This is a genomic window from Micromonospora sp. HM5-17, assembly GCF_003762835.1.
Classification (GTDB): Bacteria; Actinomycetota; Actinomycetes; order Mycobacteriales; family Micromonosporaceae; genus Plantactinospora.
In genome coordinates this window covers 17,300-43,703 of record NZ_RJWA01000006.1, presented here as the reverse complement: position 1 = coordinate 43,703, position 26,404 = coordinate 17,300, and the positions used below count along the sequence as shown (strand labels likewise).

Below are 26,404 nucleotides of genomic sequence, written 5' to 3'. Positions count from 1 at the left end.
TGGGTGGTGTGGGCTACCGGTCCGGGCGGGGCGCGAGGGCGGCGCGCAGCGGTGCGGCCTTGGCGGCGGCCTCGGCGACCTCCGCCGCCGGGTCGCTGTCCCAGGTGATGCCGCCGCCGGCCCACAGGTGCACCCGCTCGGCGTCCACGGCGACGGTGCGGATCGTCAGCCCCAGGTCCAGGCCTGCGGCGTCGAGCCAGCCGAATCCGCCCATGGCGGCGCCCCGGCCGACGGGTTCGAGGGCGGCGATCTGGGCCAGCGCGGCGAGCTTCGGCGCCCCGGTTACCGAGCCACCGGGGCAGACCGCCCGGAGCAGGTCGGCGAGTCCGCATCCGGCGGCGATCTGGGCGGAGACCGTCGACTCGGCCTGCCACAGGCCGGACCAGCGGCGGATGGCGTAGAGGTCGTCGACCCGGACCGAGCCGGTGCGGGCGATCCGGGCGAGGTCGTTGCGCGCCAGGTCGACGATCATCACGTGTTCGGCCCGTTCCTTCGGCGAGGCGAGCAGGTCGCGCCGGCCGTCGGGGGTGGCCGGGCGGGTGCCCTTGATGGGGCGGGTGGTCACCCGGCCGCCGGCGACCGCGACCAGTGTCTCCGGGGAGGCGCAGCCGATGGCCCAGCCCGGCCCGGCCAGTACGCCGCCGTAGCGGGCGCCGGGGAGCCGGGCGATCCGGGCGAGGGCGGGTCGGGGGTCGCCGGTGTAACGGGCCGAGGCGTGGCCGACGACGTTGACCTGGTAGACGTCGCCGCGGCCGATGGCGGCGCGGGCGTGGTCGACGGCGGCGGCGTGCGCGGCGGTGCTCCAGCTGTCCCGCCAGGGTCCGAGGGACCATCCCGGGGTGCCACCGTCCGGGTCGGGGTCGACGGTCTCGACCGGGTCGGTGTGCCGGTACACGACGGCGGCCAGGTCCGGTACGGCGAGGGCTGGGCTGGGGGCGCCGGTGGGTGCCCCGATCATGGCGGCGCCGGCGGCGGCGGAGACGAACAGGGCGGCTCCGCAGACGCTGCCGGGGCGGTGCTGGTCGGCGTCGCGGGCTGGCGGCCGGGCGAGGTCTCGGACCGGTAGTCCGTGGCGGGCCAGGAAGTCCTCCAGCAGTTGGGCGGGGTCACCGCTGTCGGCGTGCCACCACTGCAGGCGGGCGTGTGCGACGGTGGCGGCGCGGCACCGGGCCGGCATGCCCGGGATGTGCGGGGACGACCCGGTTGGGAGCGGTCCCACGACGACTGGTTCGATCTGCCTCATCCGAAAAGTGGATTCTCCCCCGATGGTCTGAAACCTGCTCGTCATCGCGACGAACGCGTTGGTACCGTCCGTCACTGGTCATGTGAACCATGGCACAGTGCCTCAGTCCCCGGAGAACTCGATGTGTCAGCACGAGCCCACCTGCCCTCCTGCCGAGGCCCCCGACCGGGAAGCCGCCCGGGTCGTCGCCAGCTTCCGTGAGCAGGGGTGGAGCCTGCTCTGCAATGGCGTCATCGTCTTCGACGACACCGGCGAGCTGCTGCCCGACGGGAGCACGATCGCGCCGCACCGCGGTCCGGCCCGGCACGCTCTGGTCGGCTAGGCGTTGCGGTGCCTGCCCGCCGGCCGAACACCGGCGGGCAGGCACCGGTCACCGGGCGAACGCCTCCGGCGGCGGGCAGGCGCAGACCAGGTTCCGGTCGCCGTACGCGCCGTCGACACGGCGTACCGGCGGCCAGTACTTCGCCCGCCGGTGCACCCCGGCCGGGTAGGCCGCGACCGACCTCGGGTACGGGTGCGGCCACTCGTCGCCGCCGACCATCGCCGCCGTGTGCGGGGCGTTGGTGAGCGGGTTGTCGTCCTTCGGCCACTCCCCCGATCCGACCCTGTCGATCTCGGCCCGGATCGCGATCATCGCGTCGCAGAACCGGTCGAGTTCGGCGAGGTCCTCACTCTCGGTCGGCTCCACCATGAGGGTCCCGGCGACGGGGAACGACATCGTCGGGGCGTGGAAGCCGTAGTCGATCAGCCGCTTGGCGACGTCGTCGACGGTCACCCCGGTCGCCTTCGTCAGCGGCCGCAGGTCGAGGATGCACTCGTGGGCGACCAGGCCCTTGTTGCCGGTGTAGAGCACCGGGTAGTGGGGGCGCAGCCGGGCCGCCACGTAGTTGGCGGCCAGCACCGCCGCCCCGGTGGCCCGGCGCAGCCCGTCCGGGCCCATCAGCCGCAGGTACACCCACGGGATCGGCAGGATCCCGGCCGAGCCGTAGCGGGCCGCCGACACCACGGGCCGACCGTCGGGATCCAGCGGGTCGCCCGGCAGGTACGGCGCCAGGTGTGCCCGGACGGCGACCGGGCCGACGCCCGGCCCGCCACCGCCGTGCGGGATGCAGAACGTCTTGTGCAGGTTCAGGTGCGACACGTCCGCCCCGAACCTGCCCGGCTTGGCGAAGCCGACCAGCGCGTTGAGGTTGGCGCCGTCGACGTACACCTGGCCGCCGGCGTCGTGGACCTTGGCACAGAGCGCGGCGATGCCGCCCTCGTACACGCCGTGGGTGGACGGGTAGGTGACCATGATCGCCGCGAGGCGGTCCCGGTGGGCCTCGATCTTGCGGTCGAGGTCGGCGAGGTCGACGTCGCCGTCGTTGTCGCAGGCGACGACGACGACCCGCATGCCGGCCATCACCGCGCTGGCCGCGTTGGTGCCGTGCGCCGACGACGGGATCAGACAGACGTCCCGGTGTCCCTCGCCCCGGTCGCGGTGGTAGGCGCGGATGGCGAGCAGGCCGGCGAGTTCACCCTGTGAGCCGGCGTTGGGCTGGACGCTGACCGCGTCGTAGCCGGTCACCTCGGCGAGCCAGCGTTCCAGGTCCGCGACCAGGTCGCGGTAGCCGGTGGTCTGGTCGGCCGGGGCGAACGGGTGCAGGTGGGCGAACTCGGGCCAGCTGATCGGCTCCATCTCGGTGGTCGCGTTCAGCTTCATCGTGCAGGAGCCGAGCGGGATCATGCCCCGGTCCAGCGCGTAGTCGGCGTCGGCGAGGCGGCGCAGGTAGCGCAGCATCGCGGTCTCGGAGTGGTGGCTGCGGAACACGGGGTGGGTCAGGATGTCGCCGTGGCGGCGCAGCGCCGCCGGCAGGGCGGCGGGCGCCGATTCCGCGGTACGCCGGTAGTCGGCGCCCGCGCCGAAGGCGTCCCAGACGACCTCGACGTGCCGCTCGGTTGTGGTCTCGTCGCAGCTGATCCCGACGTGGTCGGCGTCGACCCGCCGCAGGTTGATCCCGCGCTGCCGCGCGGCGGCGACGACCTCGGCGGCCCGGCCGGGGACCCGGGCCAGCACGGTGTCGAAGTACGCGTCGTGGACGACATCGACCCCAGCGGCCCGCAGCCCGGCCGCCAGGGTCACGGCCCGTTCGTGGACCCGGGTGGCGATCGCCCGCAGCCCGTCCGGGCCGTGGTAGACGGCGTACATGCCGGCCATCACGGCCAGCAGGACCTGGGCGGTGCAGATGTTGCTGGTCGCCTTCTCCCGGCGGATGTGCTGTTCGCGGGTCTGCAACGCAAGCCGGTAGGCGGGGTCGCCGGCGGCGTCGCGGGAGACCCCGACCAGCCGGCCGGGCAGCATCCGCTCCAGCCCGGACCGGACCGCCAGGTAGCCGGCGTGTGGACCGCCGAAGCCCATCGGGACCCCGAACCGCTGGGTGGTGCCGGCGGCGATGTCGGCGCCGATCGCGCCCGGCGGGCGGAGCAGGGTCAGCGCCAGCAGGTCGGCGGCGACGGTGACCAGGGCCCCGGCGGCGTGCGCCGCCTCGACCAGGCCGGCGTGGTCCCGTACCGCCCCGGAGGCGCCCGGGTACGACAGGTGCAGGCCGAAGAAGCGCTCCGGCAGCGGGTCGCGGTCCAGGTCGACCACCCGCACCTCGATGCCGAGCGGTTCCGCGCGGGTGGTCAGCACCGCGATCGTCTGCGGCAGGGTGTCGGCGTCGACGACGTACACCTCCCCGGCGCCGCCGGTGGCGCGCCGGGCCAGGGTCATCGCCTCGGCCGCGGCGGTCGCCTCGTCGAGCAGGGAGGCGTTCGCGGTGGCCAGGCCGGTCAGGTCGGTGACCATGGTCTGGAAGTTCAGCAGCGCCTCGAGGCGACCCTGGCTGATCTCCGGCTGGTACGGGGTGTAGGCGGTGTACCAGGCGGGGTTCTCCAGCACGTTGCGGCGGATCACCGCCGGGGTGTGGGTGCCGTAGTAGCCGAGGCCGATCATGGAGACGGCGACGGTGTTCCGGGCGGCGACCGCCCGCAGTTCGGCGATCACCTCGTCCTCGGTCGCCGCCGGCGGCAGGTCGAGGCTGCCGGTCCAGCGGATCACCTCGGGAATCGCGGCGTCCATCAGGTCGTCGACGGTGTCGTACCCGACGGTGTCGAGCATGTGCCGTTCGGCGGCGGCGTCCGGGCCGATGTGACGGTCGGCGAAGCGTGATGTGGTCATGGGTGACACTCCCGGGCGAGGTCGGCGGGGCACAACCTCCCCCTCTGTCGCGCCCGTGCGGCGTCGCAGGGCGCTCCACAGTCGCCAGCTCGCGAGCTCCTTTTGCCTGAGAGGTTCCGGGGAGGGTTTGCCCCTTCGGCGCCGCCCGGTGTGCACCCGGCGGTCTCTCGCTCGCGAGGTTGTCGGCGCTGGCAACGGTACCAGTGACCGGGTTCCGCCCGGCAGGCGGTGATCGTCGGTGTCGGCCGGCCGGGGGCCGGAGGCGGCTCGCCGACCGGCCGCCCGGCTACTCCCGGACGGCCTCGGCGGCCAGGACGCTGACCCGGCCCTCGGCCAGCCGGTAGACCATGCCGACGACGTCGCAGCGGCCGGCGGCCACCGCCTCACCCAGCCCGGTGCCGGGCCGGGTCAGCGTCTCGACCGTCCGCCGGACGTGGATCCGGCCGACCTCGTCCTCGTCGGTGACCTGCTCGGCGTTCGCCCGCCAGATGCTCGGCGCCACCCGCTCGGCGATCGTCCCGAGTTCCCGACCCGGCGGCCGGGCGCCGCCCATGGCGGCGTGGGTGGCCTGGATCGCCCCGCAGGAGTCGTGGCCGAGGACGACGACCAGCGGCGCGCCGAGCACGGCGACGCCGTACTCGATGCTCGCGGTCACCTCCACGCCGATGATGTGCCCCGCGGTCCGGACCACGAACAGGTCGCCGAGCCCCCGGTCGAAGATGATCTCGGCAGCGAGCCGGGAGTCGGAACAGCCGAAGATGACCGCGAACGGTCGTTGCGCGGCGGCGACCGCTGCGCGGTGCTCGGCATCCTGGTGTGGGTGGATCCGGGTGCCGGTGACGAACCGCTCGTTGCCGGCGAGCAGCGTGGCGAGCGCGTCGGCCGGAGTGGTGGGTCGATCGTCGAGATATGCCATGACGTCCCTTCTCGCGGCGAGGTGGCGGTGGGGGTCGACGGCGTCGGCGACCTGCTGCGCCCCCCGATCAGATCACGGCCGGGCCCGGGAACGCCGGGCCGGTCGGCGAGCCCCACGACACCGCATCCCACCCCGTCACCCCGGCGCGTCCCGCGGTCCCCGCGGGTCGACCGGCGTCACCGGCATAGTCTGTGGATCGTGACCTACGTTGCCGCGGACGACCGCTACGACACGATGACCTACCGCCGGGCCGGCCGCAGCGGGCTGCACCTGCCCGCGATCTCGCTCGGCCTGTGGCACAACTTCGGCGACGAGCGCCCGTGGCATACCCAGCGGGAGATCTGCCGCCGCGCCTTCGACCTCGGCGTCACCCACTTCGACCTGGCCAACAACTACGGCCCGCCGCACGGCTCCGCCGAGTCGAACTTCGGTCGCATCCTCGCCGCCGACCTCGCCCCCTACCGCGACGAGCTGATCATCTCGACCAAGGCCGGCCACCGGATGTGGCCCGGCCCCTACGGCGAATGGGGATCGCGGAAGTACCTGATCGCCTCGCTCGACCAGTCGCTGCGCCGGATGGGTCTGGACTACGTCGACATCTTCTACCACCACCGGCCAGACCCGGACACGCCGCTCGAGGAGACCATGAGCGCCCTCGACACCGCCGTCCGGTCCGGCAAGGCCCTCTACGTCGGCCTCTCCAACTACAACTCGGAACAGACCGCGCGGGCCGCCGCGATCCTCGCCGACCTCGGCACCCCCCTGCTGATCCACCAGCCGTCGTACTCGATGCTCAACCGCTGGATCGAGTCCGACGGGCTCCTCGACACCCTGGAGCGGGTCGGCGCCGGCTGCATCGCCTACAGCCCGCTCGCCCAGGGGCTGCTCACCGGCCGCTACCTCAACGGCATCCCCGCCGACTCCCGGATCCGGACCAGCGTCTTCCTCGACGAGAGCGCGCTTGACGAGGCCACGATGACGAAGGTACGGGCCCTGCACGGCGTCGCCGCCCGCCGCGGCCAGTCGCTGGCCCAGCTGGCGTTGGCCTGGGCGCTCCGGGACACCCGGATGACCAGCCTGATCATCGGGGCCAGCAGCGTCGCCCAACTGGAGGCCAACGTCGCCGCCCTGCAGAACCTGACCCTCGACGACGCCGAACTCGCCGAGATCGAGCGCCACCTGGCCGCGGCCTGAGGCTCCCCCGCGGCCCCGGCCCGACCGAACCGCGACACGCCGGTCGGGCCGGGTGGTTGACCGGGCCCGCGGCCGAGCCGGCGGCGGGCCTCGCGCCGGGCTGGACGCCACCCCGGACGGCGACCGCACCGTCGACCCGCGGGCCGGGCGCGGCACCGGCCTGCGCGGCTACCTTCCGCCACCGCGGCCGGGGTGGCATCGCGCGGAAACGGCGCTGACCACCGCCGTGGGGCGGTCCCAGGCCGCCCCACGGCACCCTCACCGCGCGTCGTCCGGACGCGGCGTCAGCGCCGGCCGTCCCGCCCCCGCCGCGACCCCCGGACCCGTCTCCCGCGCGATCCGGTCCATCGTCCGGGCCAACTGCTCGCTTCCCTCGTTCAGATGCCGGGCCGCCGCCTGCATGTGCGAGATCATCATCTCGCCGAAGATCCGCAGCGCCTCCCGGGTCGCCACCGTGTCGTCGAAACCCGCCCCTGCCGACGCCCGGTACTCCTGCACCACCCGCTCGGCCTCCCTGCGGGCGTCCTCCGCGGCGGCCCGCAGGTAGTGCTCGTACTGCGCCCGGGCATACTCCGCCACCCGTCGCGCGTAGTCGTGCGCCTGGGCGATGATCTGCTCCGCCTCCCGCTGCGCCGCCGACAGCAGGTTGACCTCCTTCGGCCCCGGCAGCTGCGCCACCCCGCTGGCGCTCGGCAACACCCCGTGCCGGTGCAGCTCGACCCGGTCCTGCAGCCGTTGGTTCTCCGCCCGCAGATCCGCCAACTGCGACGCCAGCAGGTCCAGCTCCTCGGCCACCTGGTGCCGGAATCGATCCACGTCCCGCTCGTCGAAACCCCGACGGGTGAACGATGACGACGCGAACTCCCACCGCCGTACCCGGTCGGCGGTCAACCGGACCCGCGGGCCGGCACCGGAGGCCGCGGTCGCACGGTCGTACTTGCTGATCGGGCTGGCGCTCACCGCGCACCTCCGTCTGCCGTCCACTGCTCCGGCACGGCACCAACCCGCCGCCCGGACGCGTACCACTGCCCACCCGGGGCCTCGTAGTGCAACTGACCGGCGTGGTAGCCCGCCCGCACCAACCCGCTGACCGCGCTCGACACCATCGGATCCGACCCGCAGAGGAACACGTGCCGGCCCCGCCAGTCACCCTCGGCCAGCACCCGGTCGACCACCGGCATGACCTCACCCGGCCGCGCCGGATCCGTCGTCACCACGTACGTCACCCGCAGCCACGGGTACGACGCCGCCAACTTCTCGATCGCGTCGACGTCGTAGAACTCGGTCCGGGACCGGGCCCCGACGAACAGGTCGACACGCCGCCCGCCACCCTCCGTCGCCACCTGCTCCACCAGCGCCTTGATCGGCGCCCAACCCGTCCCACCGGCGATCAGGAGCAGGTCACCGCCGCCGGCCTGCCGCAGCGTCAACCGCTCCCCCACCGGGGCCGCCAGATGCACGTAGTCGCCGACGCTCGTGCCGTACACCAGCCGGGAACTCACCGTCCCACCCGGAACCGCCCGCACGTGCAGCTCGATCGTGCCGTCCGTGCGCGGCGCGTTCGCCGGCGAGTAGTACCGCCACGTCCGGGTCGCCGGACTCGACACCCCGATCGACTGGCCCGCCTCGAACGGCAGCAGGTACTGCGGACGTAGCGTCAGCACCGCCACGTCGAACGTCCGCGGCTCGTGCGCCACCACCTCGCCGACCCACCACGGCGGACTGACGTTCTCCGCGGCCGTGGCGCCGTCCATCATCACCTTCGCGATCAGCCCGTACGCCGCCGACCAGTCCTGCGCCAGCTCCTCGGTCCACTGTTCGCCGAGGAAGTGCCGCAACGTCGCCAGCAGCGCCTCACCGACCGCCGGATAGTGCTCCGGCCGGACCGCGAACTTGCGGTGGTCGGCACCGAGCGACTGCAGGAAGCCGACCAGCTGCTCCGCCTGGTCCACGTGCGACACGATGTGGCCCAACGCGGTCAGCAGCCGGTCCCGCTGACCCGCCATGTTCGTCGGGAACATCTGGCGGGTCTCCGGATAGGCGAGAAAGAGCGTCGAGTAGAAGTAGAGCGGCACCTGGTCGCCGTATCCGGCCACCACCTGCCAACTGTGCTTCAGCCGTGCCGCGTCCACCGTCACCCGCCCGCCTGGCTCCGGGCCGGCAGTTTCCGGCCCTTCTCGGGCAGCAGCATCCGGCGCGCACCGACCTCGGCCACGAACGGTCGGGGGGCGACACCGCCGCGGGGAGAGGGGACGCCGGTCGCGGGGTACGACACGGCATGGTCCTGTGGTTCCGTCACGGTCTTCCTTCCGGCGCGAGGGGGCAGGTCGCGCGGCGTCGGGGGGCGTGGTACAGGTGTCCGGCCGGACGGCAGTCACCGTCGGGCGGCACCGCGTCGGGACACTACCGCGCCCACCCGTTCTGTGTCATCCCAACCCGAATCGGGTCTTCCGCACCATCCAAGATCCACAGTGGTGCGTTACCGGGCCCGCGAACACCGTCGTCCCCGACCCACCGTGTTGACCCTCGACCCCCAACGCGGCGGTGGTAGACCGCCACCAACGGCGGCACCACACCCCGATCGAGCCGCCACCCGAAACCGCGTCGTCCGGGCGTACGCCCGTCACACCTCAACGATCACGAACCGGGCCACCCGCCCACGTCAGCCTGCCCGACGGCGCGCCCGACGCGCCGCCAACTCGTCCTGCGGGTCCACCCCGGCCACCGGCACCGCCGCCGGCTCACCCGCCGGTGACGCCCCGGCCGGTTCCGCCGGCAGATGCGACAACGATCCCTCGATCTCCTTGAACGCCCCGCCGATCGCGATCCCGAACACCCCCTGCCCGCCCTGCAGAAGGTCGACCACCTCCTCCGGCGAACGGCACTCGTACACCGTCGTACCGTCGGAGATCAGCGTGATCCCGGCCAGATCCCCCACCCCCCGGGACCGCAGCGTCTCGATCGCCCGCCGGATGTTCTGTAACGACACGCCCGCGTCGAGAAGCCGCTTCACGACCTTGAGCACCACCAGGTCCCGGAACGAGTACAGCCGCTGCGTCCCCGAACCCGAGGCGTCCCGGACACTCGGCACCACCAACCCGGTACGCGCCCAGTAGTCCAGCTGCCGGTAACTGATGCCCACGGCGTGACAGGCCGTCACACCCCGATAGCCGACCCCACCATCGTCCGCCGACCCGGCGGCGACCTCCTCCCCCGCCGCCCCGCGGAGGCTCTCGACCTGACGCTGATGATCGGATGTACCCGGATCAGGGGCCTGCGACTCATGCATCGGACAACCTCCCCGCCCGTGGGTGCCACATCGTTTCCGGGACGTGCACCCCTCGACAGGGCCAACCCTATAGCCCAGCTGGAGGGTTACCTCGCAGAAAAAGCCGCGACACGCCGCACCCCGGCCGTCACCCCGCGCACCGGCGGCGCATCGCACCACCGTCACGGCCGGCCCGACAACCGCCCCGCCCCCGCGGGCGATCACCCGTTACCCGGCGAAGTCCTCCGGACGGACCTGTTCCAGGAACTCCCGGAACTTCTCCACCTCGTCCTCCTGCTCGTCCGGAATGATGATGCCGGCCTCCGACAACACCTGCTCCGAACAACGGATCGGCGCACCCACCCGCAACGCCAGGGCAATCGAATCACTCGGCCGGGCCGACACCCGCACCCCGTCGCCGATCAACAGATCCGCGTAGAAGACGTTCTCCTTCAGCTCGACAATCTCCACCGCCCGCAACGGTGCCCGCAGGGCGGCGAGAATGTCCCGCAGCAGATCATGCGTCAACGGGCGGGCCGGCTTGACCCCCTGCTGCTCGTACGCGATCGCGGTAGCCTCCACCGCGCCGATCCAAATCGGCAGGTAACGCTCGCCCTCGACCTCTCTGAGCAACACGATCGGCTGGTTGGTGGGCAGCTCCACCCGAACCCCGACCACGCTCAGCTCGCGCACCGCCGCCTCCGTGTCGTCGTCTTCTTCCCACCACCGACGATACGGCGACAGTTCACCACCGTCCGCCGGCATGCCCCTGCCTGCACGGTACACGGACCCGGATAACGACGCCCCACGCGCGCCGCCCACACCCGCCGCACCCGACAAGGGTTACCCCGGGAAGCCTACGCCACGCCCACCACCGCAGATCTTTCCCGCCGTGCCCGGACCCGGCAGATCAGCGACCCAGCGTCCCGCGCAGCCCCACCCGTACCAGCGCCGCGTGCAACTGCTGCGACAGTCCGGCCAGCTCCCGGGCTGCCTCCGCCGCCCGCGCCTGCGCCGCCGGATCATTCTGCCGGGCCAACGGCGCCAGCAACTGGGCGAACAACCCCACCTCCCGGTCCGCAGCCGTTCGAAAGCCCCGCAGGTGACGCGGCTCCAGGCCGTACGCCGCCAAACCCGCCACCGCCTGCGCGATCACCAACGCGTCCGTGTCATACCACCCCGGCGGACGGGACACCACCAGCCCCATCCGCTCCAGCTCCGCCAACAAGCCCTCGTCGATGCCGCTCCGCGACACCAACTCCGCCCGGCCGAGCCGGGTCTCCACCGACTCGACCGGCGTCTTCCGGCCCGGAACCTCACCATCCGGACCAACCGCCACCAACGACGGACGCGGGCGCTCCGGGCCCGCCGCCGCCTCCCGGTCCGCCTGCGCCAACTGCTCCCGAATCACCCGCAGCGGAAGATACTGGTCACGCTGCGCGGTCAGCACGTATCGCAACCGCGCCACGTCATCCCAGCTGTACTTCCGGTAACCCGCCGGCGTACGCTGCGGCCGAACCAGTCCCTCGGACTCGAGAAAACGCAGCTTCGAAATCGTCGTGTCGGGAAACTCCACCCGTAGCTGCGCCAGCACCTCACCGATGCTCATCAACGGCTGACCCCGGGCGGCCGTCCCCGCCCCGGGAACCGCCGCCACCGCGCGCTCACTCACCCCCGAAAGGTCCCCTCCTCCGCACGCGGCCCGGCGATGAACACCAGCCGGAACTTCCCGATCTGCACCTCGTCACCGTTGCTGAGCGTCGCCGCCTCGACCCGCTCCCGATTCACGTACGTGCCGTTCAGACTCCCCACGTCACGCACCGTGAACGTGCCGCTGTCCCGGTGAAACTCGGCATGCCGGCGCGACACCGTCACGTCGTCCAGGAAGATGTCGCTGTCCGGGTGCCGGCCACTCGTCGTCACGTCGTGGTCCAACAGGAACCGGGCACCCGCGTTCGGCCCCCGCCGCACCACCAGCAGCGCCATACCCGGTGGCAGCGAACCCGACATCCGGCTCGGCACCACATCGGCGTCCGGGCCCTCCAGCATCTCGTCGAGCGAGCCAAGATTGAGCGTCGAAGTGACGTCGAGTGGGGGGAACTCGTCGTCTGGGCGCGTCATTAGGACCACCTCACGGATCTGTTCGGTCGGCGTCGGGTGTGACGGGTCTTGCCGCCGAGCCGTCTCCTGGCCCAGCGGCTGGCTCCCCCGTGCCCGGGAAGGCATTTCCGCAACGCGCAACTATTTGGTTCTCGGTCGACTGAGCGAGCCTAGCCAGCGCCGAAAAACAGGGCAACCGGACGCGCGGACACACCACCCGCCGGCCTCACCACCATCAACTGCCGGTCAGCTCCCGATAAGCCTCCGCGGTCAACAGTCCGGCCACCGCGGCCGGATCACTGGGCGCAATCTCCACCAACCAACCCGCCCCGTACGGGTCCGTGTTGATTATCTCAGGAGTATCAACCAGCTGATCATTCCGCGCCACCACCGTGCCGCCCACCGGCGCGTAGATCTCCGACACACTCTTCGTCGACTCGACCTCGCCGAACGACTCCCCGGCCTCGACAGCCGCGCCCACCTCGGGCAGCTGGACATACACGATGTCACCCAATGCGTCCTGCGCGAAGTGGGTGATACCCACCCGCACCGGCCCGCTGCCGTCACCCGCCACCCACTCGTGCTCGGCGGTATACCGCAGGTCGTCAGGAATCACCAGGGCGTCCCTCTCCATCACACCGATCCTCGCCTGGTCGGACCACCCGACCCGGCCCGCGGCACCAGTCACGACACCGGCCGCGCATACTGCAGGTCCCTCCGCGGGCTCACGGCCGTCACCTCGACCACGTCCCGCTCCTGGATCGCCACGTTACCGCCGTCGCCGCTGACCGACGCCACCACCCCGCCCGGGATGTTCAACGCGGTCCGCATGGTCTTCGGATCGCCGATCACCGTGATCGTGTACGGCCCGGTCAGCCGCCGCCCATCCACCGAGATGTCCTGGTCGGCATCAAGAAAGTACGTCGACGCCACGATCCGCACCGCCACACCGTTGCCGCCCATGATCTGCATCGCCTCCGCGCCCGCGCCCCGCAGCTCCTGCACCGCGTCGAGCACCCGCGACGCCGCCACCGGCTTGCTCACCGCCGTGAACGTCACCGTCAGACCCGGGCCGCGCGCCGGCAGACTCCCCGCCAGGATGCCCAGCTCGTCAGCCCGGCGCCGTGCCTCCTCCAACGCCGCCTGCCGGCCCTCGGCCCCCGAACTCAGCTGACGCTGACTCTCCTCCAACCCGGCGATGTCCTGTCGGACCCGCTCCTCCTGCGCGTCCAGGTCCGACAGGATCCGCACCAAATCCTCCTGCCGGGCCGACTCCAGCGACGCGTCGCTCGAATTCGTCCGCAGCTGCACCACGAGCGTGAAGCCCAGCAACGCCAGCAGCACCGCGATCATCGCGTTCGCCGCCGTGAACCGGGACCGGCCACCGCCCCTGGGCGACGTCTCCCCGACCCCGGCGCGATCCGACCCGATCGGCACGGTCGGCTCGTCCGAGCCGACCGGCACCGTCGGCTCACCGTCCGGGCTCGGGCCGGACTCCACCGACGTCGCTTCCGGCGTCGGCCGAGGGGCGCGACCCGATCCCGCCCCGCCACGCACCGCCGCCGCGCCGGTGGCCTCGGCCCGCGCCGAATTCCCCGACGCGCGCTCCACCGACCGCCCGTCACCCGGACCGCCGGCACTCCCCGGCACCGGTACGCCGGTGCCGTCCTCCTCCGCCGTGCCTGCCATCGCCCCCACCTACGCCCGGAACAGGTGCCGCCGGATCGCCGCCACATTGCCGAAGATCCGCACCCCCAGCACCACCACGACCCCCGTCGACAACTGTCCACCCACCCCGAGCTGATCCCCGAGATAGACGATGATCCCCGCCACCAACACATTCGAGATGAACGACACCACGAACTGCTTGTCGTCGAAGATCCCGTCCAGCTTCGCCCGTACCCCGCCGAACACCGCGTCCAACGCCGCCACCACCGCGATCGGCAGGTACGGCTGAAGCGCCGACGGCACCGTCGGATCCAACCAGACACCGAGGAGCACCCCGGCGAACAACGCGAGCACAGCGATCATCGGCCGCCTCCGGACGGACTCGGGGACGCCCCGCCGGCCGTCGACGGGGACGAGGACGGCCCGGACGATCCGGGCGTGGGATCGACAGCGGGCGTGGCAAAGCGCAACTGCGGCTCCGTCGCGGCCGGCAACGTCAGGTCATCGACCTCACGGAAGTCGAACGACATTCCGTACTCCTCGGACACACTCCGCAACAACCGTGCCGCGGCACTCTCCCTGAACCGGCGCTCCAGCTGCCTCGGACCGATCGCCGACACCTCGTACGGCCCCACGACCGGTTTGAAATCCACCAGGATCGCCTCGCCCGCGGCCCGGATCGTCGACGTCGCGGTGAGCCGTTGCCCGTTGATCGCGATCGCCTCCGCGCCGGCGCTCCACAACGCGTTCGCGATGTCCTGCAGGTCGCGGTCGAGCACCCGACCCAGGTTGGTCTCCCCGGCGCCCGTCACGGCGTCCTTGTCCGACGGCGCGTCCGCGACCCGCACCACCAGACCGTCCCCCCGGACCCGGCCCAGTCCCGTCGCCGCCTCCAGCTCCCGCAACTCGGCCACCGCGCTCTGGGACAGCGCGGCGTCCCGCTGCCGGGTCACCTCGGCCCGCAGCCGCTCCGCCCGGGCCGCCAGCGCCGCGTTCTCCGCCTCCCGCTGTTTGATCTGGGACACCAGCCCGGCGCGCGCCTTGCTCCGGCTCGGCTCCGCCGCCAGCGTCTGGCGATAGGCCACGGCCAACAGGAAACCGAGCGCGACCAGCGTCACCAGGCTGACCCCGCGCATCGCCGACCGACGCCACCCGGCCGGCGACCCCGCGCGGCGGCGCCGCTCGGCCGCGGCCGCGTAACCGGGATCGAGCGGGTTGCGGAACAGCTCCGTAAGGAAGTCCGGAGCGTACGGCCGCCCGCCTCGCTCGGTCATCCGGCCCCCACCCGAACCGACCGTGCCACCCGGACCAACCCGGCTCCCTGCCTCAGGTACAGCAGGCCCGCCAGCCAGTAGAGGCCCAGGCCCCACCAGGCGAGTCCCCAGCCGATCGCCCCGGACGCCGCGGCGGCGGCCGGCACCGCGTGGGCCAGGAGCAGCACCGGGAAGGCGGTCAGTAGCACGAAGGTGGCGGTCTTGCCCAGGTAGTGCACCGGGGGTGGCCGGTAGCCGTACCGCCGCAGGACCGCGAGGTTGCCGCTCAGCACCAGCTCACGGGCCAGCAACGCGACGGTGAACTGCCAGGGCACGACCTCCCGGGCGGTCAGCGCGACCAGCGTGGCCAGGATGTAGAGGCGGTCGGCAACCGGGTCGAGGAGCTCCCCCAGCCGGCTGACCTGCCGCAGGCGGCGGGCGACGTAGCCGTCGACCCAGTCGCTGAGGCCACCCACCGCGAGGACGACGACCGCGGCGACATCGGCCCGGACCACCAGGAACAGATAAAGGAAGAGCGGGACTCCGAGCAGCCGGACGAAGCTGATCAGGTTGGGGACGGTGAGGATCCGGCCGGTCGTCTCGGTGGTCCCGGCGCCGCGGTCACCGGTGGGTCGGGCCGCTGCCGCCCGCGCCGGCCGACGCGTCACCGAACCTCCCTCCGTGCCACGGTCCGACGACCACCGGACCGGTGCCCGCTTCGGCCGGGCTCCCCGACGGCGGGCCGATCCGGTGCGCCGTCTGCCCGGCGCCGGTCGGTTGCCGGACGACGGGAGGTCCGTGGCCGCTCAACGCTGAGCCACTATAGCCGGCTTCTTGGTCTTGTTCGCTGGGTGCGTGAGGTGTCGGTGTGGGTGTTGTTCTCGGTTGGTGACCGGGTGCACATCCCGTAGTGCATCCTAGGATGCTAGGAGCTAGCCCACTGGTGTCAGGTTATGGATCGCCCGGGCAGGACCGGCTGGTTCGGCGCCGAGTCAGCGCCGTCAACGGATGGGAGAGAGACAAACGCGGGGCGGGCCCGCGTCGGAAGGCGCCGGTGTGAGTGTCGGCGGACGTGGTGGGCCGCCCGGATACCGGTCAGCCCAGGTTGGCGCGGCCAAACAACGGGGCGTACCCGGAGGGTAGCTGGGTCAGGACGTCGTTCAGCTCTCCGCCCGAGATCGCCTCCGCGACCGTGCACAGCACCGCGCTGGCGTCCCACTCGGCGGTCCGCGCCGTCGCGCCGGCGCCGGTCGCCACCCGCCCCAGAAACTCCTGGACCCCGAAGCTGCCCGGCGCACCCTGGCCGGCCGAGATCAGGGTCGCGGCCAGCGGTCCCGGGAGCTGGGCGGCCAGGTCCTCCGCCTCGTCCGGGTCCAGCCGCTGGGCCAGGATGCCGAGGACCAGGTGGGTCACCCGCTCCGCCTCGGCGGGATCCGCGTACTCGCCGCGCTCCCGCACCCTGGCCAGAAACTCGTCGTACCGCACTCCCCCACCTCCGTCCTCCGGGGAACCGGGCTCACCGCCTACCGCAACGCGTTACCCGCGCAGCGGGCGATGATGCGCGCGGCACCCCGGAGGCGGGGCGGAGGCGTCAGACCCGGGTGATCCGGATGGCGTCGGCGATGACGTACCCGCTGGCGCCGCTCCACCGGCTCACCCCGACCACGTTCTTGTCCCCGGCGGTGAGGGTGAAGGTCCCGAGCGACCGCCACGTGCCGCCGCCGGTGCTCTGGTCCACGACGACGGTCTGCATGCCGCTCTTGGCGAGGATGAGGTACGGCGTGGCGGTGTTGTAGCCGGCGATACCGGGGTACCAGGCGTCGATCCGGTAGTTCCCCTCGGCCGGGATGTCGGCCTTGAAGTACGCGACGTCGCTGACTGCCGCGGGGTTCGCGTAGCGGTAGTCGGCGCCGTACCGCTCGCTGGAGTACGACGAGGTCAGCCAGTTCTCGCTGGCGGTGAATCGCCCGGGGGTGGCGTTGTCGATGATGGTGCTGAACGCCGGCGGGGTGCTGCCTCCGTCGAGCGCGTCCGCCACGTCGGCACGCAGCTGCGGGAGCATCCCGTAGAGGACGTTGCCGGGGCAGGCGGTGGCGTAGTAGTCCCGGTGGCCGTAGATCCGGGTCGGGGCGATGCCGTACTGGTCGCAGATGTACGCGCAGAGCTGCACGAGCCGGTCGTAGAGGGCCGCCGGCGGGGTCGCGGAGGTGTAGGTGCCCTCGTTCTCGATGCCGATCGCCTTGTCGTTCTGACCGGGGCAGTGTGCGCCGACCACCATGCCACTGCCGGCCTGCAGCCGCGAGAGGCTGTGGTGTCGGCCCTCCATGATGTAGCCGCCGCGGCTGATCGTGAAGTGCTGCCCGGAGTCGGACCAGCCGTTGCCGTCCATGTGGGAGTTCTGGATGCTGCGCGCCAGCGCGTACGCGTGCGCCTGGCTGTAGTCGGTGCTGTTGGCCCCGGCCGTGTGGTGGATCAGGATCTTGTCAGGGTTCGAGGAGATCACGCTGAGCGAGCCGGGGGTGCGGGCTCCCCAGGTGGCGCAGCTGGCGATGGTCGGGGGATCGACCGCGAACGTCGTGACGTCGGTCGGCGCCGCCAGGGCTGGGTTGCCCCGGGCGAGCGACAGACCGCCGGTGGCGGCACCGACGCCGAGCAGGATCGCGCCGCGGACGACGGTGCGGCGGGACAGGGGTGTGCCGGTCACGGAGACCTCCAGGGGGTATGAAGGATTCTTTGCTACGACCGGGGAGCGATGAAGGAATTCTTACCAGACCATCGACACCGGCCGCTAGAGCGCCCTCGCCCATGCGGCTGTCCGCCGGTCGGGACCACACTGTCAGACATCCGACCATGTCGATAGGTTGGGCAAGTGGTTCGCGGCCCGACCCGACCACCGGGGACGGTCGCGCGAGGGTGGCGGACAGGAGGAGAGATGACCCGGTGGACCCCCGACCCCAGCTTCTACGCCTCACCCCGGGACGCCCTCGGCGCGCCGCCGGAGAAGCTCGCCTACGTCGCGGCCTTCGACCGCACCGCAACCCGTCCCGACGCGATCGCCGTCCTGGACGTCGACCCGGACTCCACCGACTACGGCACGGTGGTGGGCTGGACCGACCTGCCGAACCTCGGCGACGAGCTGCACCACTTCGGCTGGAACGCGTGCAGCAGCGCGCTCTGCCCCACCGCACCCCACCCGCACGTCGAACGGCGGTACCTGATCGTCCCCGGACTACGTTCGTCGCGGATCCACGTGCTGGACACCGGGCCGGATCCCCGACGGCCCACACTGGTGAAGGTGGTGGAGGCGAAGGAACTCGCCGACGTGGCGGGCTACTCGCGCCCGCACACCGTGCACTGCGGACCCGACGGCATCTACGTCTCGGCCCTGGGTGGGGCGGGCGGCGCCGACGGACCCGGCGGGATCGCCGTGCTCGACCACGACACCTTCGAGGTACGCGGCGCGTGGGAGGCTGACCGAGGACCCCAGTACCTCGCCTACGACTTCTGGTGGCACCTGAACCACGACGTCCTGGTCACCTCCGAGTGGGGCACCCCGTCGATGGTCGAGGACGGCATCGTCGGCGAGCTGCTGCTCGGCAGGAAGTACGGCCACGCGCTGCACTTCTGGGACCTGCGGCGGCGGCGCCACACCCAGACGGTGGACCTGGGCGACGCCTACCAGATGCCGCTGGAGCTGCGGCCGGCACACGATCCGGCGAAGACGTACGGGTTCGTCGGGGTGGTGGTGAGCGTCGAGGACCTCTCCGCGTCGATCTGGGTCTGGCACCGCGACGGCGAGCGGTGGGCCGCCACCCGGGTCATCGACATCCCGGCGGAGCCGGCCGACCCGGACGCCCTGCCCGACCTGCTCAAGCCCTTCGGCGCGGTTCCGCCGCTGGTCACCGACATCGCCCTCTCCGTCGACGACCGCTTCCTCTACGTCTCCTGCTGGGGCACCGGCGAGCTCCGGCAGTACGACGTCCGCGACCCCTTCCACCCGGTGCAGACCGGCTCGGTACGGCTGGGCGGTATCGTCCGGCGGACGGCGCACCCGGCCCGCCCCGACCTTCCGCTGTCCGGCGGCCCGCAGATGGTCGAGGTGAGCCGGGACGGGCGTCGAATCTACCTGACCAACTCCCTCTACGGCGCCTGGGACGACCAGTTCTATCCGGAGGGGGTCGGGGCCTGGATGGCGAAGCTCGACGTCGACCCGGAGACCGGAGGGCTCGCGCCGGACCCGAGGTTCTTCCCGCACGGCGATGACTTCCGGGGCCGGCGGGTGCACCAGACCCGCCTCCAGGGCGGCGACGCCTCGTCCGACTCGTACTGCTTCCGGTGAACTGGCCACACCTGGCGGGCCTGGTCGCGCTCGGTGCCTTCCACGGGATCAACCCGGCGATGGGCTGGCTGTTCGCGGTCGGCCGGGGGTTGCAGGAGGGGAGCCGTCGCGCGCTGCTGGCCGCGCTGCCGCCGATCGTGGTCGGCCACGCCGCCTCGGTGGCGATCGTCGCCGCCCTAGTGGCCGCGACCCGGTCGGCGGTGGCCAGCACGCTGGTCGCGGTCGCCGCCGGGATGCTGCTGGTCGGCTTCGGCATGTGGCGGTTGCTCTCGCGGCGGCACTTCCGGTGGGTGGGGATGCGGCTGTCCCAGGGCCAGCTGGCCGGCTGGTCGTTCCTCGTCTCCTCCGCGCACGGCGCGGGACTGATGCTGGTACCGGTGCTGCTCGCCGGCCCGGCACCGGCGGTGGAGGGCCACGGTGGGCACCTGGCCGCCGCACCGGCCGGCGCACTGGCCGGGCTCGCCGCCGCCGGGGTGCACACCGCCGCGATGGTCGCCGTCGCCACCGGCTGCGCGCTGCTGGTGTACGAGGTGGTCGGCGTCGGGGTGCTTCGCCGGGCCTGGTTCAACCTCGACCGCCTCTGGGCCGGGGTGCTGCTGGTGGCGGGGCTGGTCACCCTGGTCGATGCCGCCGCGTGACCGCCGGCCGCACCGCGCGCCGGGGCGGGTGCCGGGGCCGGACGCTGGCGTCGACCAGGTAACGGCCGGACGGTCCGGCACGGGTGGGTGGCCGGCCCCGCGGTGCCGGCGGTCAGCGGGGAGACGGAAGTGGACCGACCGGCGCGGCCGGGACGCTCGGCCCGACGGCGCCGTCGCCGTCCGCCGTGTCGTGGTGGATCCGGCCGTCGAGCACCGACAGCCGGTCCCCCGTGCCGCCCCACCGCCGCGCCACGATCTCCGCGGCGATGCTGACCGCGGTCTCCTCCGGCGTCCGGGCCCCCAGGTCGAGACCGAGCGGCGAGGAGAGCCGGGCCAGCTCGGCGTCGGTGAGCCCGGCCGCACGCAGCCGGTCGAGCCGGTCCCGGTGGGTCCGACGGGAACCCATCGCGCCGACGTACGCCAGCGGCAGCCGCAGCGCCACCTCGAGCACCGGCACGTCGAACCTCGGCTCGTGGGTCAGGACGCAGACCACGGTCCGGCCGTCGAGACGCCCCGCCTCCGCCTCGGACCGCAGGTACCGGTGCGGCCAGTCGACCACCACCTCGTGTGCCTCGGGAAACCGGCGGGCGGTGGTGAAGACCGGGCGGGCGTCGCAGACGGTGACCCGGTAGCCGAGAAACACACCGATCCGGGCCACGGCGGCGGCGAAGTCGATCGCCCCGAAGACGATCATCCGGGGCGGGGCGGCGTACGTCGCCACGAAGAGGTGCAGCCGGTCCCCGCGGCGCTGGCCGTCGTAGCCGTAGCGGAGCACGCCGGTGCGGCCGACGGCGAGCAGGCCGCGAACGTCGTCGGTCGCCGCCGCGTCCAGCCGGTCGTCGCCGAGCGAACCGGCGGTCCGATCGGACCAGACGACCAGCCGCCGGCCGAGTCGACGGGCCGGGTCGGCGCCGTGGACCGCGACGCAGGTGGCCACCGCGGTCGGCCGTCCGGCGCGGATCGCCGCGGCCACGGCGCCGAACTCGGGGAAGGCGACCGTGTCGACGCGTTCGACGTAGACGTCGAGGGTTCCGCCGCAGGTCAGGCCGACGGCGAAGGCGTCGTCGTCGCTGACGCCGTACCGCCGGAGGGTCGGCACGCCGCTGTGGGCGACCTCCCGGGCCAGCTCGTAGACGGCGCCCTCGACGCAACCTCCGGAGACGCTGCCGGTCACCGTGCCGTCCGGGCCGACCGCCATCGTCGCCCCGGCGCTCCGGGGCGCCGAATTCCAGGTGCCGACCACGGTCGCCAGCCCCGCCGGCTCCCCCGCCCGCCACCAGCGCTCCAGCTCGTCCAGCACGTCACGCATGACCGTTCACCACGCCGCCCTCCTGCCGCCGTCGCCCGGTTCTCTTCCCCGGCCCGAAACCGCCCGCGGATACCGGTCGGTACAAATGCTTCCATAACACCCATACCCCTCGCCGGGTCATGGAGCCCTCGCCGATGCACCGCGGTCGAGACTACTTATTCTGATCGATATGTTCCCGACCGGCGGCGGGCGAATGCCCCGGAGCCGGGCGGGTAGACCGAGCGGGTACGGCGTCGGCACGACGGGGACGGAGGCGGCCTGATGCCAGGACCACGACCGGGCAGCAACGCGTACGACGTGGAGCGGGCCCGGATGCGCAAGCGCATCGAGAACTCGGGGCGCGCCAACGACAGAGAGGCCGACAGGGCGGCCAACCGCTACCTGCGGGAGCAGCAGGGACGCCCGGGATTCGTCCGGGGTGAGCGAGGACTGGGACCCAAGGGCGAGCGCGGGCCGGGTGAGCCGAAGTGATCGCGGAGACGCTGGGGCGCCTCCCCCGGGCCGTCGCCGCGGACGGCCGTCTCGGGGACCTCGTGGCCGACGGTGCCATCGCGGGCGCCGTCGGCAGCGCCGCGCTGAACATGGCGACGTACCTGGACATGACGGTGCGTGCCCGGCCGGCGAGCAGCACACCGGAGGAGAGCGCCCGCCGCCTCACCGCGGCGCTACACGTCGGTCTGGGGCCCGAGGCCCGGGCAGCGAACCGCCGCTCCGGCCTCGGGCCCCTCCTCGGTTACGCCACCGGGGTGCTATGCGGCGCCGTGTTCACCGCCGTCGGGCTACGGCGCCTGCCCGCGCCGGTGGCCGCCGGGCTGTTCGGCGCCGGGCTGATGGCCGCCACCGACGGGGTGATGACCGCGCTCGGGGTGACCGATCCCCGCCGGTGGAGCCCCACGGACTGGATCTCCGACGCGGTACCGCACCTGGTGTACGGGGTGGCCGCCGTCGCCACCCTGCACCAGTTGGGTGCCCGGCGGGGTGGTCCGGACCGGGCTGCGTCTCGCGGGCGCGGGCGGCGCCGGTGACCGACCGCCGTAGCCCGGCGCCCCGGCCCGGGCGATCGGCCGGACCGCGACGTCACTCGGGGCCGCGGGCTATCGGCCGCGCCGCACTCCGGCCGGCCGCTCCGCGGTTCGGGTTTTCCGCCACCGGACGCGGCGACGGACCGTACGGGGAGACCTGGTCCGGCGGCACCCGGCGGCCACGGCCGCCCCGGGACCGGGTCGGATCGCCCGGCCGTGGTCCCTTGCTGTCCTGCACCGTCGGGTTCAACCCGTTGCGCCGCATCTCCGGCTGCTGCACGTTCGTCATCGTCATCCCCTTCCACCGGCGCACCGGCCGCGCGTCCCCGGTGGGTGGGACGCCCTGGCGGATCGGGGAACCACGGGCCGGAACCCGGCGGTGCCCCTCCGGCGCGCCACCGGTCTGGATACCCGGAGGCCGGTGGCGGCATGCGCCGCCGGCCCGGTGCCCGGTCCGCGCGCGGCCGTCGAGCCCCGGGGCCCCGCTCTGAGGCGGACCGGGATAGGACCGGGGCGGCGGGGTAACCCGAGTGGGTGGACCGTGACCGCGCCCTGGCCCGGGTGCTGCTCGACCGACAGGGCCGCACGTACGCCGAGGAGGCGGGCATCCGGCTCGCCGACCAGCCCGGGCCGCTGTACCAGTTGCTGGTGCTGACCACCCTGCTCAGCACCCGGATCCGGGCCGGGGTGGCGGTCGCCGCCGCCCGTGAGCTCTTCGCCGCCGGCTGTCGTACGCCGCAGGACACCGCGAGGATGAGCTGGCAGGACCGGGTGGACGCCCTCGGCCGGGCGCACTACCGGCGCTACGACGAGCGGACCGCGACGATGCTGGGCAGGTCGGCCGAGTGGTGCCGGGAACGCTGGGGCGGTGACCTGCGCCGGCTGCACCGCGAGGCCGACGGTGACCGGGCGCGGCTGCGCCACCTGCTGACGGAGTTCCCGGGCATCGGGCCGACCGGAGCGGACATCTTCCTGCGCGAGGCGCAGGCGGTGTGGCCGGACCTGCGCCCGTACACGGACCGGCGGGTGGCCGGGGCGGCGGACCGGCTCGGCCTGCCCTCGGCACCGGACCGGCTGGCCCGGCTGGTCGGCGGGAACGACTTTCCCCGCCTGGTCTCCGCGCTGGTCCGGGTCTCGCTCGGGCAGGAGTCGGTCGGCGCGCTGACCCGGGCCGCAGGTGGCCGGTGACCTGCTGACGCCGCCGGGACTAGCTCACCGGCTTGCCCGCGCTCGGCCGGGTCAGGTACCACACGGCGACCCCGACCAGAGCCGCCAGCAGCAGAACGCCGTTGGTGACCCCGCGCCCGTCCTCCGGCCTGCTGCCGAAATAGATGACCGCCAGCGCGGCACCGATCGACAACACGTACCGTAACCCCGTATTTTTCACGCGAATCACCCTAATGTCCGCAACTCGTGGCGGGGAGCGGTCGTGATGCCACTCCCGGTCCGGGTGACGCACGGGCGGCCGGCCCCGTCCGAGCCGGCAGGGCGGAGCCGCGTGGCGCGTCCGCCGGTCGGCCCGGTCGGGGGCGGCGACAGGTCGAACCGGGCACGAGAAATGTCACGGCGCGTCGTACAGTTTCGCGGTGACCGAAATCCGGACCGCCGTCGACCTGCGCCACCCCGCGGACCGGGTCTGGCAGGCCCTCACCGACCGTGACCTGCTGGCCAAGTGGTTCGCCTCGGTGGAGCCGCGCCCCACGTCGATCAGCCGGTTCACCCTGCGCCCCGTCGACCTGCCCGAACTGGACGAACTGGTCACCGTCGAACTGGTCGACCTCGACCCGCCCCACCGGATGGAGCTGCGGTGGCGGGAGTCCGACCGGGCCACCCGGCTGGTGTGCGAGGTGACGCCGACGGCCGAGGGCTGCCGGCTGGCCGTCACGCACTCCGCCGGCGAGGAGCCCTGGGATCTCGCCGACCCGGACCGGCGGCAGCGGTGCTACCAGCAGCTCCTCGACACCCGGCTTCCGGCCGTCCTCGACTGGCTGGCCTTCGGCGAGGTCGACCTCCCGGCGACGTCCAAGCCGCACCGGGGTACCGGCCCGGCCGCGGCCACCGGGTCGGTCGGCGTCGTCACGCCGGTGGCTGCCCGGCGGTCCCGGTACCGACTGGGCGTCCTGCTCGCCGTCGTCGCGCTCGTCGTCGGAGGCGTGGTCGTGACGGTCGGTCTGGTCGGCGCCCGGAACGACCGGCAGCCGCCCACCGCGCCGGTGGCGGCCAACGAAAGCCCCACGGCCACGCCGAGCCGCACCACCCCCGACGGCCGGGCCCCCGTCGCGGGCGCGGCCCCGGTGCAGCCGAGCAGGTCGACCCGGCCGTCGCCGCCCCGCACCCCGAACGCGAGCACGACCACCGCGCGAACCGGCGCACCGGGCCGGGCCCGGCTCACCGCGCGGTACGCCACCGTCACCCCCGGCCTGCTCGGCTACGAGGCCGAGGTGGTGGTCGCCAACGAGGGCGAGGCGCCGGCCACGGGGTGGACCGTCGTGCTCACCCTGCCCGGCGTTGCCCGGGTCTCGGCGGCCGAGGGCGCCGACTACCGGCAGGAGCAGCGGGAGGTGACCTTCACCGGCCCCCCGCTGCCCGCCGGGCGGTCGGTGACGATCCGGTTCGAGGTGACGCAGGACGGCCTGCTCGGACCGCGCCGGCCGTCGCGCTGTGTGGTCCAGGACGAGCCGTGTGCCGGCCTGTGAACGGCGGCCGGCCGGGGCGGGGGTCGCCGCGGCCGGCCGCACGTCGGGCCCGAAACGGCCGGGCCGGATGATCCGGGCCCCGGTCCGGCCCGTCGAGAGGCCGGACCGGGGGTGGGCTCGGCGGGGTGGGCGCTCAGTAGAGCAGGTAGCGCCGGCGGCGTCGGTTGAACTCCGCCAGCTCGGCCGACCACGCGCCCACGACGTCGTCGACGTCGGCGCCCGCGTCGATCATCGTCCGGAGCCGGGTCGAACCGGTCAGCTTGTCGATCCAGTACGGCCGAGCCGCGTCCCAGCTGTCGGTCCGCCAGGCGAACGCCGGATACTTCCGGGCCTCGACCAGCATCGCCACCGCCGTACGGATCGGGTCGAACCGGGCCGGGTCGACGACCTTCACCTCGACCCCCGCGCAGAGCTTGTTGAGCAGGTCCGGCTTCTGCCCGGCCGACGTCGGCGTGAAGTACGCCTCGCGGAACTCCACCCCCGGCAGGTCCCGGGCGGAGAGCCGGTCCACCCAGTGGTAGTCGAAGTCGGTGGCCAGACCGCCGATCAGCTCGAACGGTCGGGTGGTGCCCCGGCCCTCGGTCATCGAGGCGACCCCCTCGAACATCCCGGTTCCGGGATAGACCAGCGCGGTATCCGGGGTGGGCATGTTCGGGCTGGGCAGCACCCAGGGCACCCCGGTCGTGGCGGCGAACTGGTCCCGCCGCCAGTGGCGGCACGGGATGACGGTCAGGTCGACCGGGCGACCGGCCTCGGCCGGCAGGAACTCGCCGTTGAAGAACCGCGCCAGCTCGCCCACCGTCATGCCGTGCTGCTGGACGATCTCCTTCTTGCCCACCCCGGAGGTGAACGGCGGGGTCATCATCGGGCCGTACGCCCGGCCGCCGATCGGGTTGGGGCGGTCGAGGACCACGTAGCGGCGGCCGGTCCGGGCGGCGGCGACCATGGAGTCGTACATGGTCCAGATGTAGGTGTAGAAGCGGGCACCGACGTCCTGGATGTCGAAGACCAGGGTATCGATCTTGGATCGGGTGATCATCTCGGCCCACTTCGCCTGGGAGGCACCGTACGCGTCGTAGACGGTGATCCCGGTGCGGGCGTCGATGCCGGTCCCCTCGCTGCCGCCGGCCTGCGCGGAGCCCCGGAAACCATGCTCGGGGCCGAAGGCGGCGACCAGCCGTACCTCGCCGGAGGTGTACATCAGGTCGACCAGGTGCCGGTACCGCGCGTCCACGCCGGTGGGATTGGAGAGCACCCCGACCCGCTGCCCGCGGAGCGTGGCGAAGCGGGACGCGACCAGGACGTCGAGCCCGGTGCTGACCCGCCGTCCCCGGTCCCGGCCGCCGGCCGCCGTGGGGCCGTCGTCCGGACGGGCCAGGGCCGGGGACGCGGCGAGCGCGGTGGTCGTGGCGCCCAGGGCGCTCGCGGCGGCGGTGCTGGTGAGGAAGCTTCTGCGGTGCACGGCGACCTCCGGGGCGGAATCCGGGACAGGGACGGGTGCTCGGAAGTTACCTACGCATCAGCAGGCCGGTCAAGAAGGAAAGCTACAGCGGAGGCCC

The 26,404-nt window shown here is 73.1% G+C and carries 29 protein-coding genes and 1 riboswitch; of the genes, 8 read left to right on the top strand and 21 right to left on the bottom strand.

The features are described 5' to 3' along the window. Nucleotides 1-13: 13 nt before the first annotated feature. Nucleotides 14-1,243 carry a chorismate-binding protein gene (locus tag EF879_RS17930; RefSeq protein WP_123560118.1) on the bottom strand — a complete coding sequence of 410 codons (1,230 nt, stop codon included), beginning with the start codon at nucleotides 1,241-1,243 and terminating at the stop codon, nucleotides 14-16. Between the two features lie 121 nt (nucleotides 1,244-1,364). On the opposite strand from EF879_RS17930, the gene EF879_RS17925 reads away from it, so the two are divergent. Continuing rightward, nucleotides 1,365-1,565 (top strand): DUF5999 family protein, encoded by a 201-nt coding sequence (locus EF879_RS17925; protein WP_123560700.1) that lies wholly within the window; start codon nucleotides 1,365-1,367, stop codon nucleotides 1,563-1,565. A 48-nt stretch (nucleotides 1,566-1,613) separates the two neighbouring features. On the opposite strand, the gene gcvP is transcribed toward EF879_RS17925, so the two are convergent. Both gcvP and EF879_RS17915 read right to left on the bottom strand, forming a co-directional pair. Next, nucleotides 1,614-4,442, bottom strand: a complete 2,829-nt coding sequence (gcvP, locus tag EF879_RS17920; RefSeq protein WP_123560116.1) for an aminomethyl-transferring glycine dehydrogenase — start codon at nucleotides 4,440-4,442, stop codon at nucleotides 1,614-1,616. A gap of 84 nt (nucleotides 4,443-4,526) precedes the next feature. Then, nucleotides 4,527-4,624: riboswitch (glycine riboswitch) on the bottom strand. A 104-nt stretch (nucleotides 4,625-4,728) separates the two neighbouring features. Continuing rightward, complete coding sequence (locus tag EF879_RS17915) at nucleotides 4,729-5,358, bottom strand: carbonic anhydrase (protein ID WP_123560114.1); 630 nt, start codon at nucleotides 5,356-5,358, stop codon at nucleotides 4,729-4,731. Nucleotides 5,359-5,556: 198 nt separating this feature from the next. Here EF879_RS17915 and mgrA point away from each other — a divergent pair, with 198 nt between their 5' ends. Beyond that, nucleotides 5,557-6,552: an L-glyceraldehyde 3-phosphate reductase gene (gene mgrA / locus EF879_RS17910; protein WP_123560112.1), complete on the top strand. Its 996-nt coding sequence runs from the start codon at nucleotides 5,557-5,559 to the stop codon at nucleotides 6,550-6,552. Between the two features lie 258 nt (nucleotides 6,553-6,810). On the opposite strand, the gene EF879_RS17905 is transcribed toward mgrA, so the two are convergent. The 14 genes from EF879_RS17905 to EF879_RS17840 all read right to left on the bottom strand — a co-directional run bounded on the left by EF879_RS17905 (nucleotide 6,811) and on the right by EF879_RS17840 (nucleotide 17,545). After that, complete coding sequence (locus tag EF879_RS17905) at nucleotides 6,811-7,512, bottom strand: DivIVA domain-containing protein (protein WP_123560110.1); 702 nt, start codon at nucleotides 7,510-7,512, stop codon at nucleotides 6,811-6,813. Then, entirely contained in the window at nucleotides 7,509-8,690 is a 1,182-nt protein-coding gene (locus tag EF879_RS17900) for a globin domain-containing protein (RefSeq protein ID WP_233604556.1), read from the bottom strand. Before EF879_RS17900 ends, EF879_RS17905 begins: the two co-directional genes overlap by 4 nt. After that, complete coding sequence (locus EF879_RS27300) at nucleotides 8,687-8,851, bottom strand: hypothetical protein (RefSeq protein ID WP_158624200.1); 165 nt, start codon at nucleotides 8,849-8,851, stop codon at nucleotides 8,687-8,689. Before EF879_RS27300 ends, EF879_RS17900 begins: the two co-directional genes overlap by 4 nt. Nucleotides 8,852-9,214: 363 nt before the next feature. Next, on the bottom strand, nucleotides 9,215-9,841 hold the full coding sequence (locus EF879_RS17895; protein ID WP_123560108.1) for a MerR family transcriptional regulator: 627 nt from the start codon (nucleotides 9,839-9,841) through the stop codon (nucleotides 9,215-9,217). 207 nt (nucleotides 9,842-10,048) lie between these two features. Next, nucleotides 10,049-10,513: a bifunctional nuclease family protein gene (locus tag EF879_RS17890; RefSeq protein ID WP_123560696.1), complete on the bottom strand. Its 465-nt coding sequence runs from the start codon at nucleotides 10,511-10,513 to the stop codon at nucleotides 10,049-10,051. Nucleotides 10,514-10,730: 217 nt separating this feature from the next. Then, the gene (locus tag EF879_RS17885; RefSeq protein WP_123560694.1) at nucleotides 10,731-11,429 is read right to left on the bottom strand and encodes a MerR family transcriptional regulator; all 699 of its coding nucleotides are present in this window, start codon (nucleotides 11,427-11,429) and stop codon (nucleotides 10,731-10,733) included. A 59-nt stretch (nucleotides 11,430-11,488) separates the two neighbouring features. After that, nucleotides 11,489-11,941 carry an FHA domain-containing protein gene (locus EF879_RS17880; RefSeq protein WP_123560106.1) on the bottom strand — a complete coding sequence of 151 codons (453 nt, stop codon included), beginning with the start codon at nucleotides 11,939-11,941 and terminating at the stop codon, nucleotides 11,489-11,491. Between the two features lie 214 nt (nucleotides 11,942-12,155). Next, nucleotides 12,156-12,536 (bottom strand): glycine cleavage system protein GcvH, encoded by a 381-nt coding sequence (gene gcvH, locus EF879_RS17875; RefSeq protein ID WP_123560692.1) that lies wholly within the window; start codon nucleotides 12,534-12,536, stop codon nucleotides 12,156-12,158. Nucleotides 12,537-12,604: 68 nt separating this feature from the next. After that, on the bottom strand, nucleotides 12,605-13,609 hold the full coding sequence (locus tag EF879_RS17870; protein WP_123560690.1) for a DUF881 domain-containing protein: 1,005 nt from the start codon (nucleotides 13,607-13,609) through the stop codon (nucleotides 12,605-12,607). A gap of 9 nt (nucleotides 13,610-13,618) precedes the next feature. Next, nucleotides 13,619-13,951: a small basic family protein gene (locus tag EF879_RS17865; RefSeq protein WP_123560104.1), complete on the bottom strand. Its 333-nt coding sequence runs from the start codon at nucleotides 13,949-13,951 to the stop codon at nucleotides 13,619-13,621. Beyond that, a complete protein-coding gene (locus EF879_RS17860; RefSeq protein ID WP_123560102.1) occupies nucleotides 13,948-14,862 on the bottom strand; it encodes a DUF881 domain-containing protein in 915 nt (304 codons plus the stop codon). Before EF879_RS17860 ends, EF879_RS17865 begins: the two co-directional genes overlap by 4 nt. Further along, nucleotides 14,859-15,509 carry a CDP-alcohol phosphatidyltransferase family protein gene (locus tag EF879_RS17855; protein ID WP_123560099.1) on the bottom strand — a complete coding sequence of 217 codons (651 nt, stop codon included), beginning with the start codon at nucleotides 15,507-15,509 and terminating at the stop codon, nucleotides 14,859-14,861. Before EF879_RS17855 ends, EF879_RS17860 begins: the two co-directional genes overlap by 4 nt. A 427-nt stretch (nucleotides 15,510-15,936) precedes the next feature. Further along, nucleotides 15,937-16,326: a DUF2267 domain-containing protein gene (locus EF879_RS17845; protein ID WP_123560095.1), complete on the bottom strand. Its 390-nt coding sequence runs from the start codon at nucleotides 16,324-16,326 to the stop codon at nucleotides 15,937-15,939. Between the two features lie 106 nt (nucleotides 16,327-16,432). Beyond that, the gene (locus EF879_RS17840; RefSeq protein ID WP_233604554.1) at nucleotides 16,433-17,545 is read right to left on the bottom strand and encodes an N-acetylmuramoyl-L-alanine amidase; all 1,113 of its coding nucleotides are present in this window, start codon (nucleotides 17,543-17,545) and stop codon (nucleotides 16,433-16,435) included. Between the two features lie 228 nt (nucleotides 17,546-17,773). Here EF879_RS17840 and EF879_RS17835 point away from each other — a divergent pair, with 228 nt between their 5' ends. Both EF879_RS17835 and EF879_RS17830 read left to right on the top strand, forming a co-directional pair. After that, entirely contained in the window at nucleotides 17,774-19,180 is a 1,407-nt protein-coding gene (locus tag EF879_RS17835) for a selenium-binding protein SBP56-related protein (protein ID WP_123560093.1), read from the top strand. Then, nucleotides 19,177-19,818 carry a hypothetical protein gene (locus EF879_RS17830; protein WP_123560092.1) on the top strand — a complete coding sequence of 214 codons (642 nt, stop codon included), beginning with the start codon at nucleotides 19,177-19,179 and terminating at the stop codon, nucleotides 19,816-19,818. The genes EF879_RS17835 and EF879_RS17830 overlap by 4 nt, the downstream gene beginning before the upstream one ends. Nucleotides 19,819-19,930: 112 nt before the next feature. On the opposite strand, the gene EF879_RS17825 is transcribed toward EF879_RS17830, so the two are convergent. Then, the gene (locus EF879_RS17825) at nucleotides 19,931-21,127 is read right to left on the bottom strand and encodes an XdhC/CoxI family protein (protein ID WP_123560089.1); all 1,197 of its coding nucleotides are present in this window, start codon (nucleotides 21,125-21,127) and stop codon (nucleotides 19,931-19,933) included. Between the two features lie 261 nt (nucleotides 21,128-21,388). Between EF879_RS17825 and EF879_RS17820 the strand changes: the two genes are divergently transcribed. Together EF879_RS17820 and EF879_RS17815 are read left to right on the top strand one after the other, a co-directional pair. Continuing rightward, a complete protein-coding gene (locus EF879_RS17820) occupies nucleotides 21,389-21,598 on the top strand; it encodes a phosphatidylethanolamine-binding protein (RefSeq protein ID WP_123560087.1) in 210 nt (69 codons plus the stop codon). A gap of 11 nt (nucleotides 21,599-21,609) precedes the next feature. Next, entirely contained in the window at nucleotides 21,610-22,152 is a 543-nt protein-coding gene (locus EF879_RS17815) for a hypothetical protein (protein ID WP_199736516.1), read from the top strand. Between the two features lie 52 nt (nucleotides 22,153-22,204). Here EF879_RS17815 and EF879_RS17810 read toward each other — a convergent pair whose 3' ends face one another. Beyond that, complete coding sequence (locus EF879_RS17810) at nucleotides 22,205-22,438, bottom strand: hypothetical protein (protein WP_123560684.1); 234 nt, start codon at nucleotides 22,436-22,438, stop codon at nucleotides 22,205-22,207. Between the two features lie 245 nt (nucleotides 22,439-22,683). Here EF879_RS17810 and EF879_RS17805 point away from each other — a divergent pair, with 245 nt between their 5' ends. Then, nucleotides 22,684-23,337, top strand: coding sequence for a hypothetical protein (locus EF879_RS17805; protein WP_123560085.1), 654 nt, complete (start codon nucleotides 22,684-22,686; stop codon nucleotides 23,335-23,337). A 19-nt stretch (nucleotides 23,338-23,356) separates the two neighbouring features. Here the strand turns inward: EF879_RS17805 and EF879_RS17800 are convergent, their stop codons facing one another. Further along, the gene (locus tag EF879_RS17800) at nucleotides 23,357-23,512 is read right to left on the bottom strand and encodes an amidophosphoribosyltransferase (RefSeq protein ID WP_233604553.1); all 156 of its coding nucleotides are present in this window, start codon (nucleotides 23,510-23,512) and stop codon (nucleotides 23,357-23,359) included. Nucleotides 23,513-23,735: 223 nt separating this feature from the next. On the opposite strand from EF879_RS17800, the gene EF879_RS17795 reads away from it, so the two are divergent. Beyond that, complete coding sequence (locus tag EF879_RS17795) at nucleotides 23,736-24,845, top strand: SRPBCC domain-containing protein (protein ID WP_123560083.1); 1,110 nt, start codon at nucleotides 23,736-23,738, stop codon at nucleotides 24,843-24,845. Between the two features lie 133 nt (nucleotides 24,846-24,978). Here EF879_RS17795 and EF879_RS17790 read toward each other — a convergent pair whose 3' ends face one another. Continuing rightward, nucleotides 24,979-26,307: an exo-beta-N-acetylmuramidase NamZ domain-containing protein gene (locus EF879_RS17790; RefSeq protein WP_123560081.1), complete on the bottom strand. Its 1,329-nt coding sequence runs from the start codon at nucleotides 26,305-26,307 to the stop codon at nucleotides 24,979-24,981. Nucleotides 26,308-26,404: the final 97 nt, after the last annotated feature.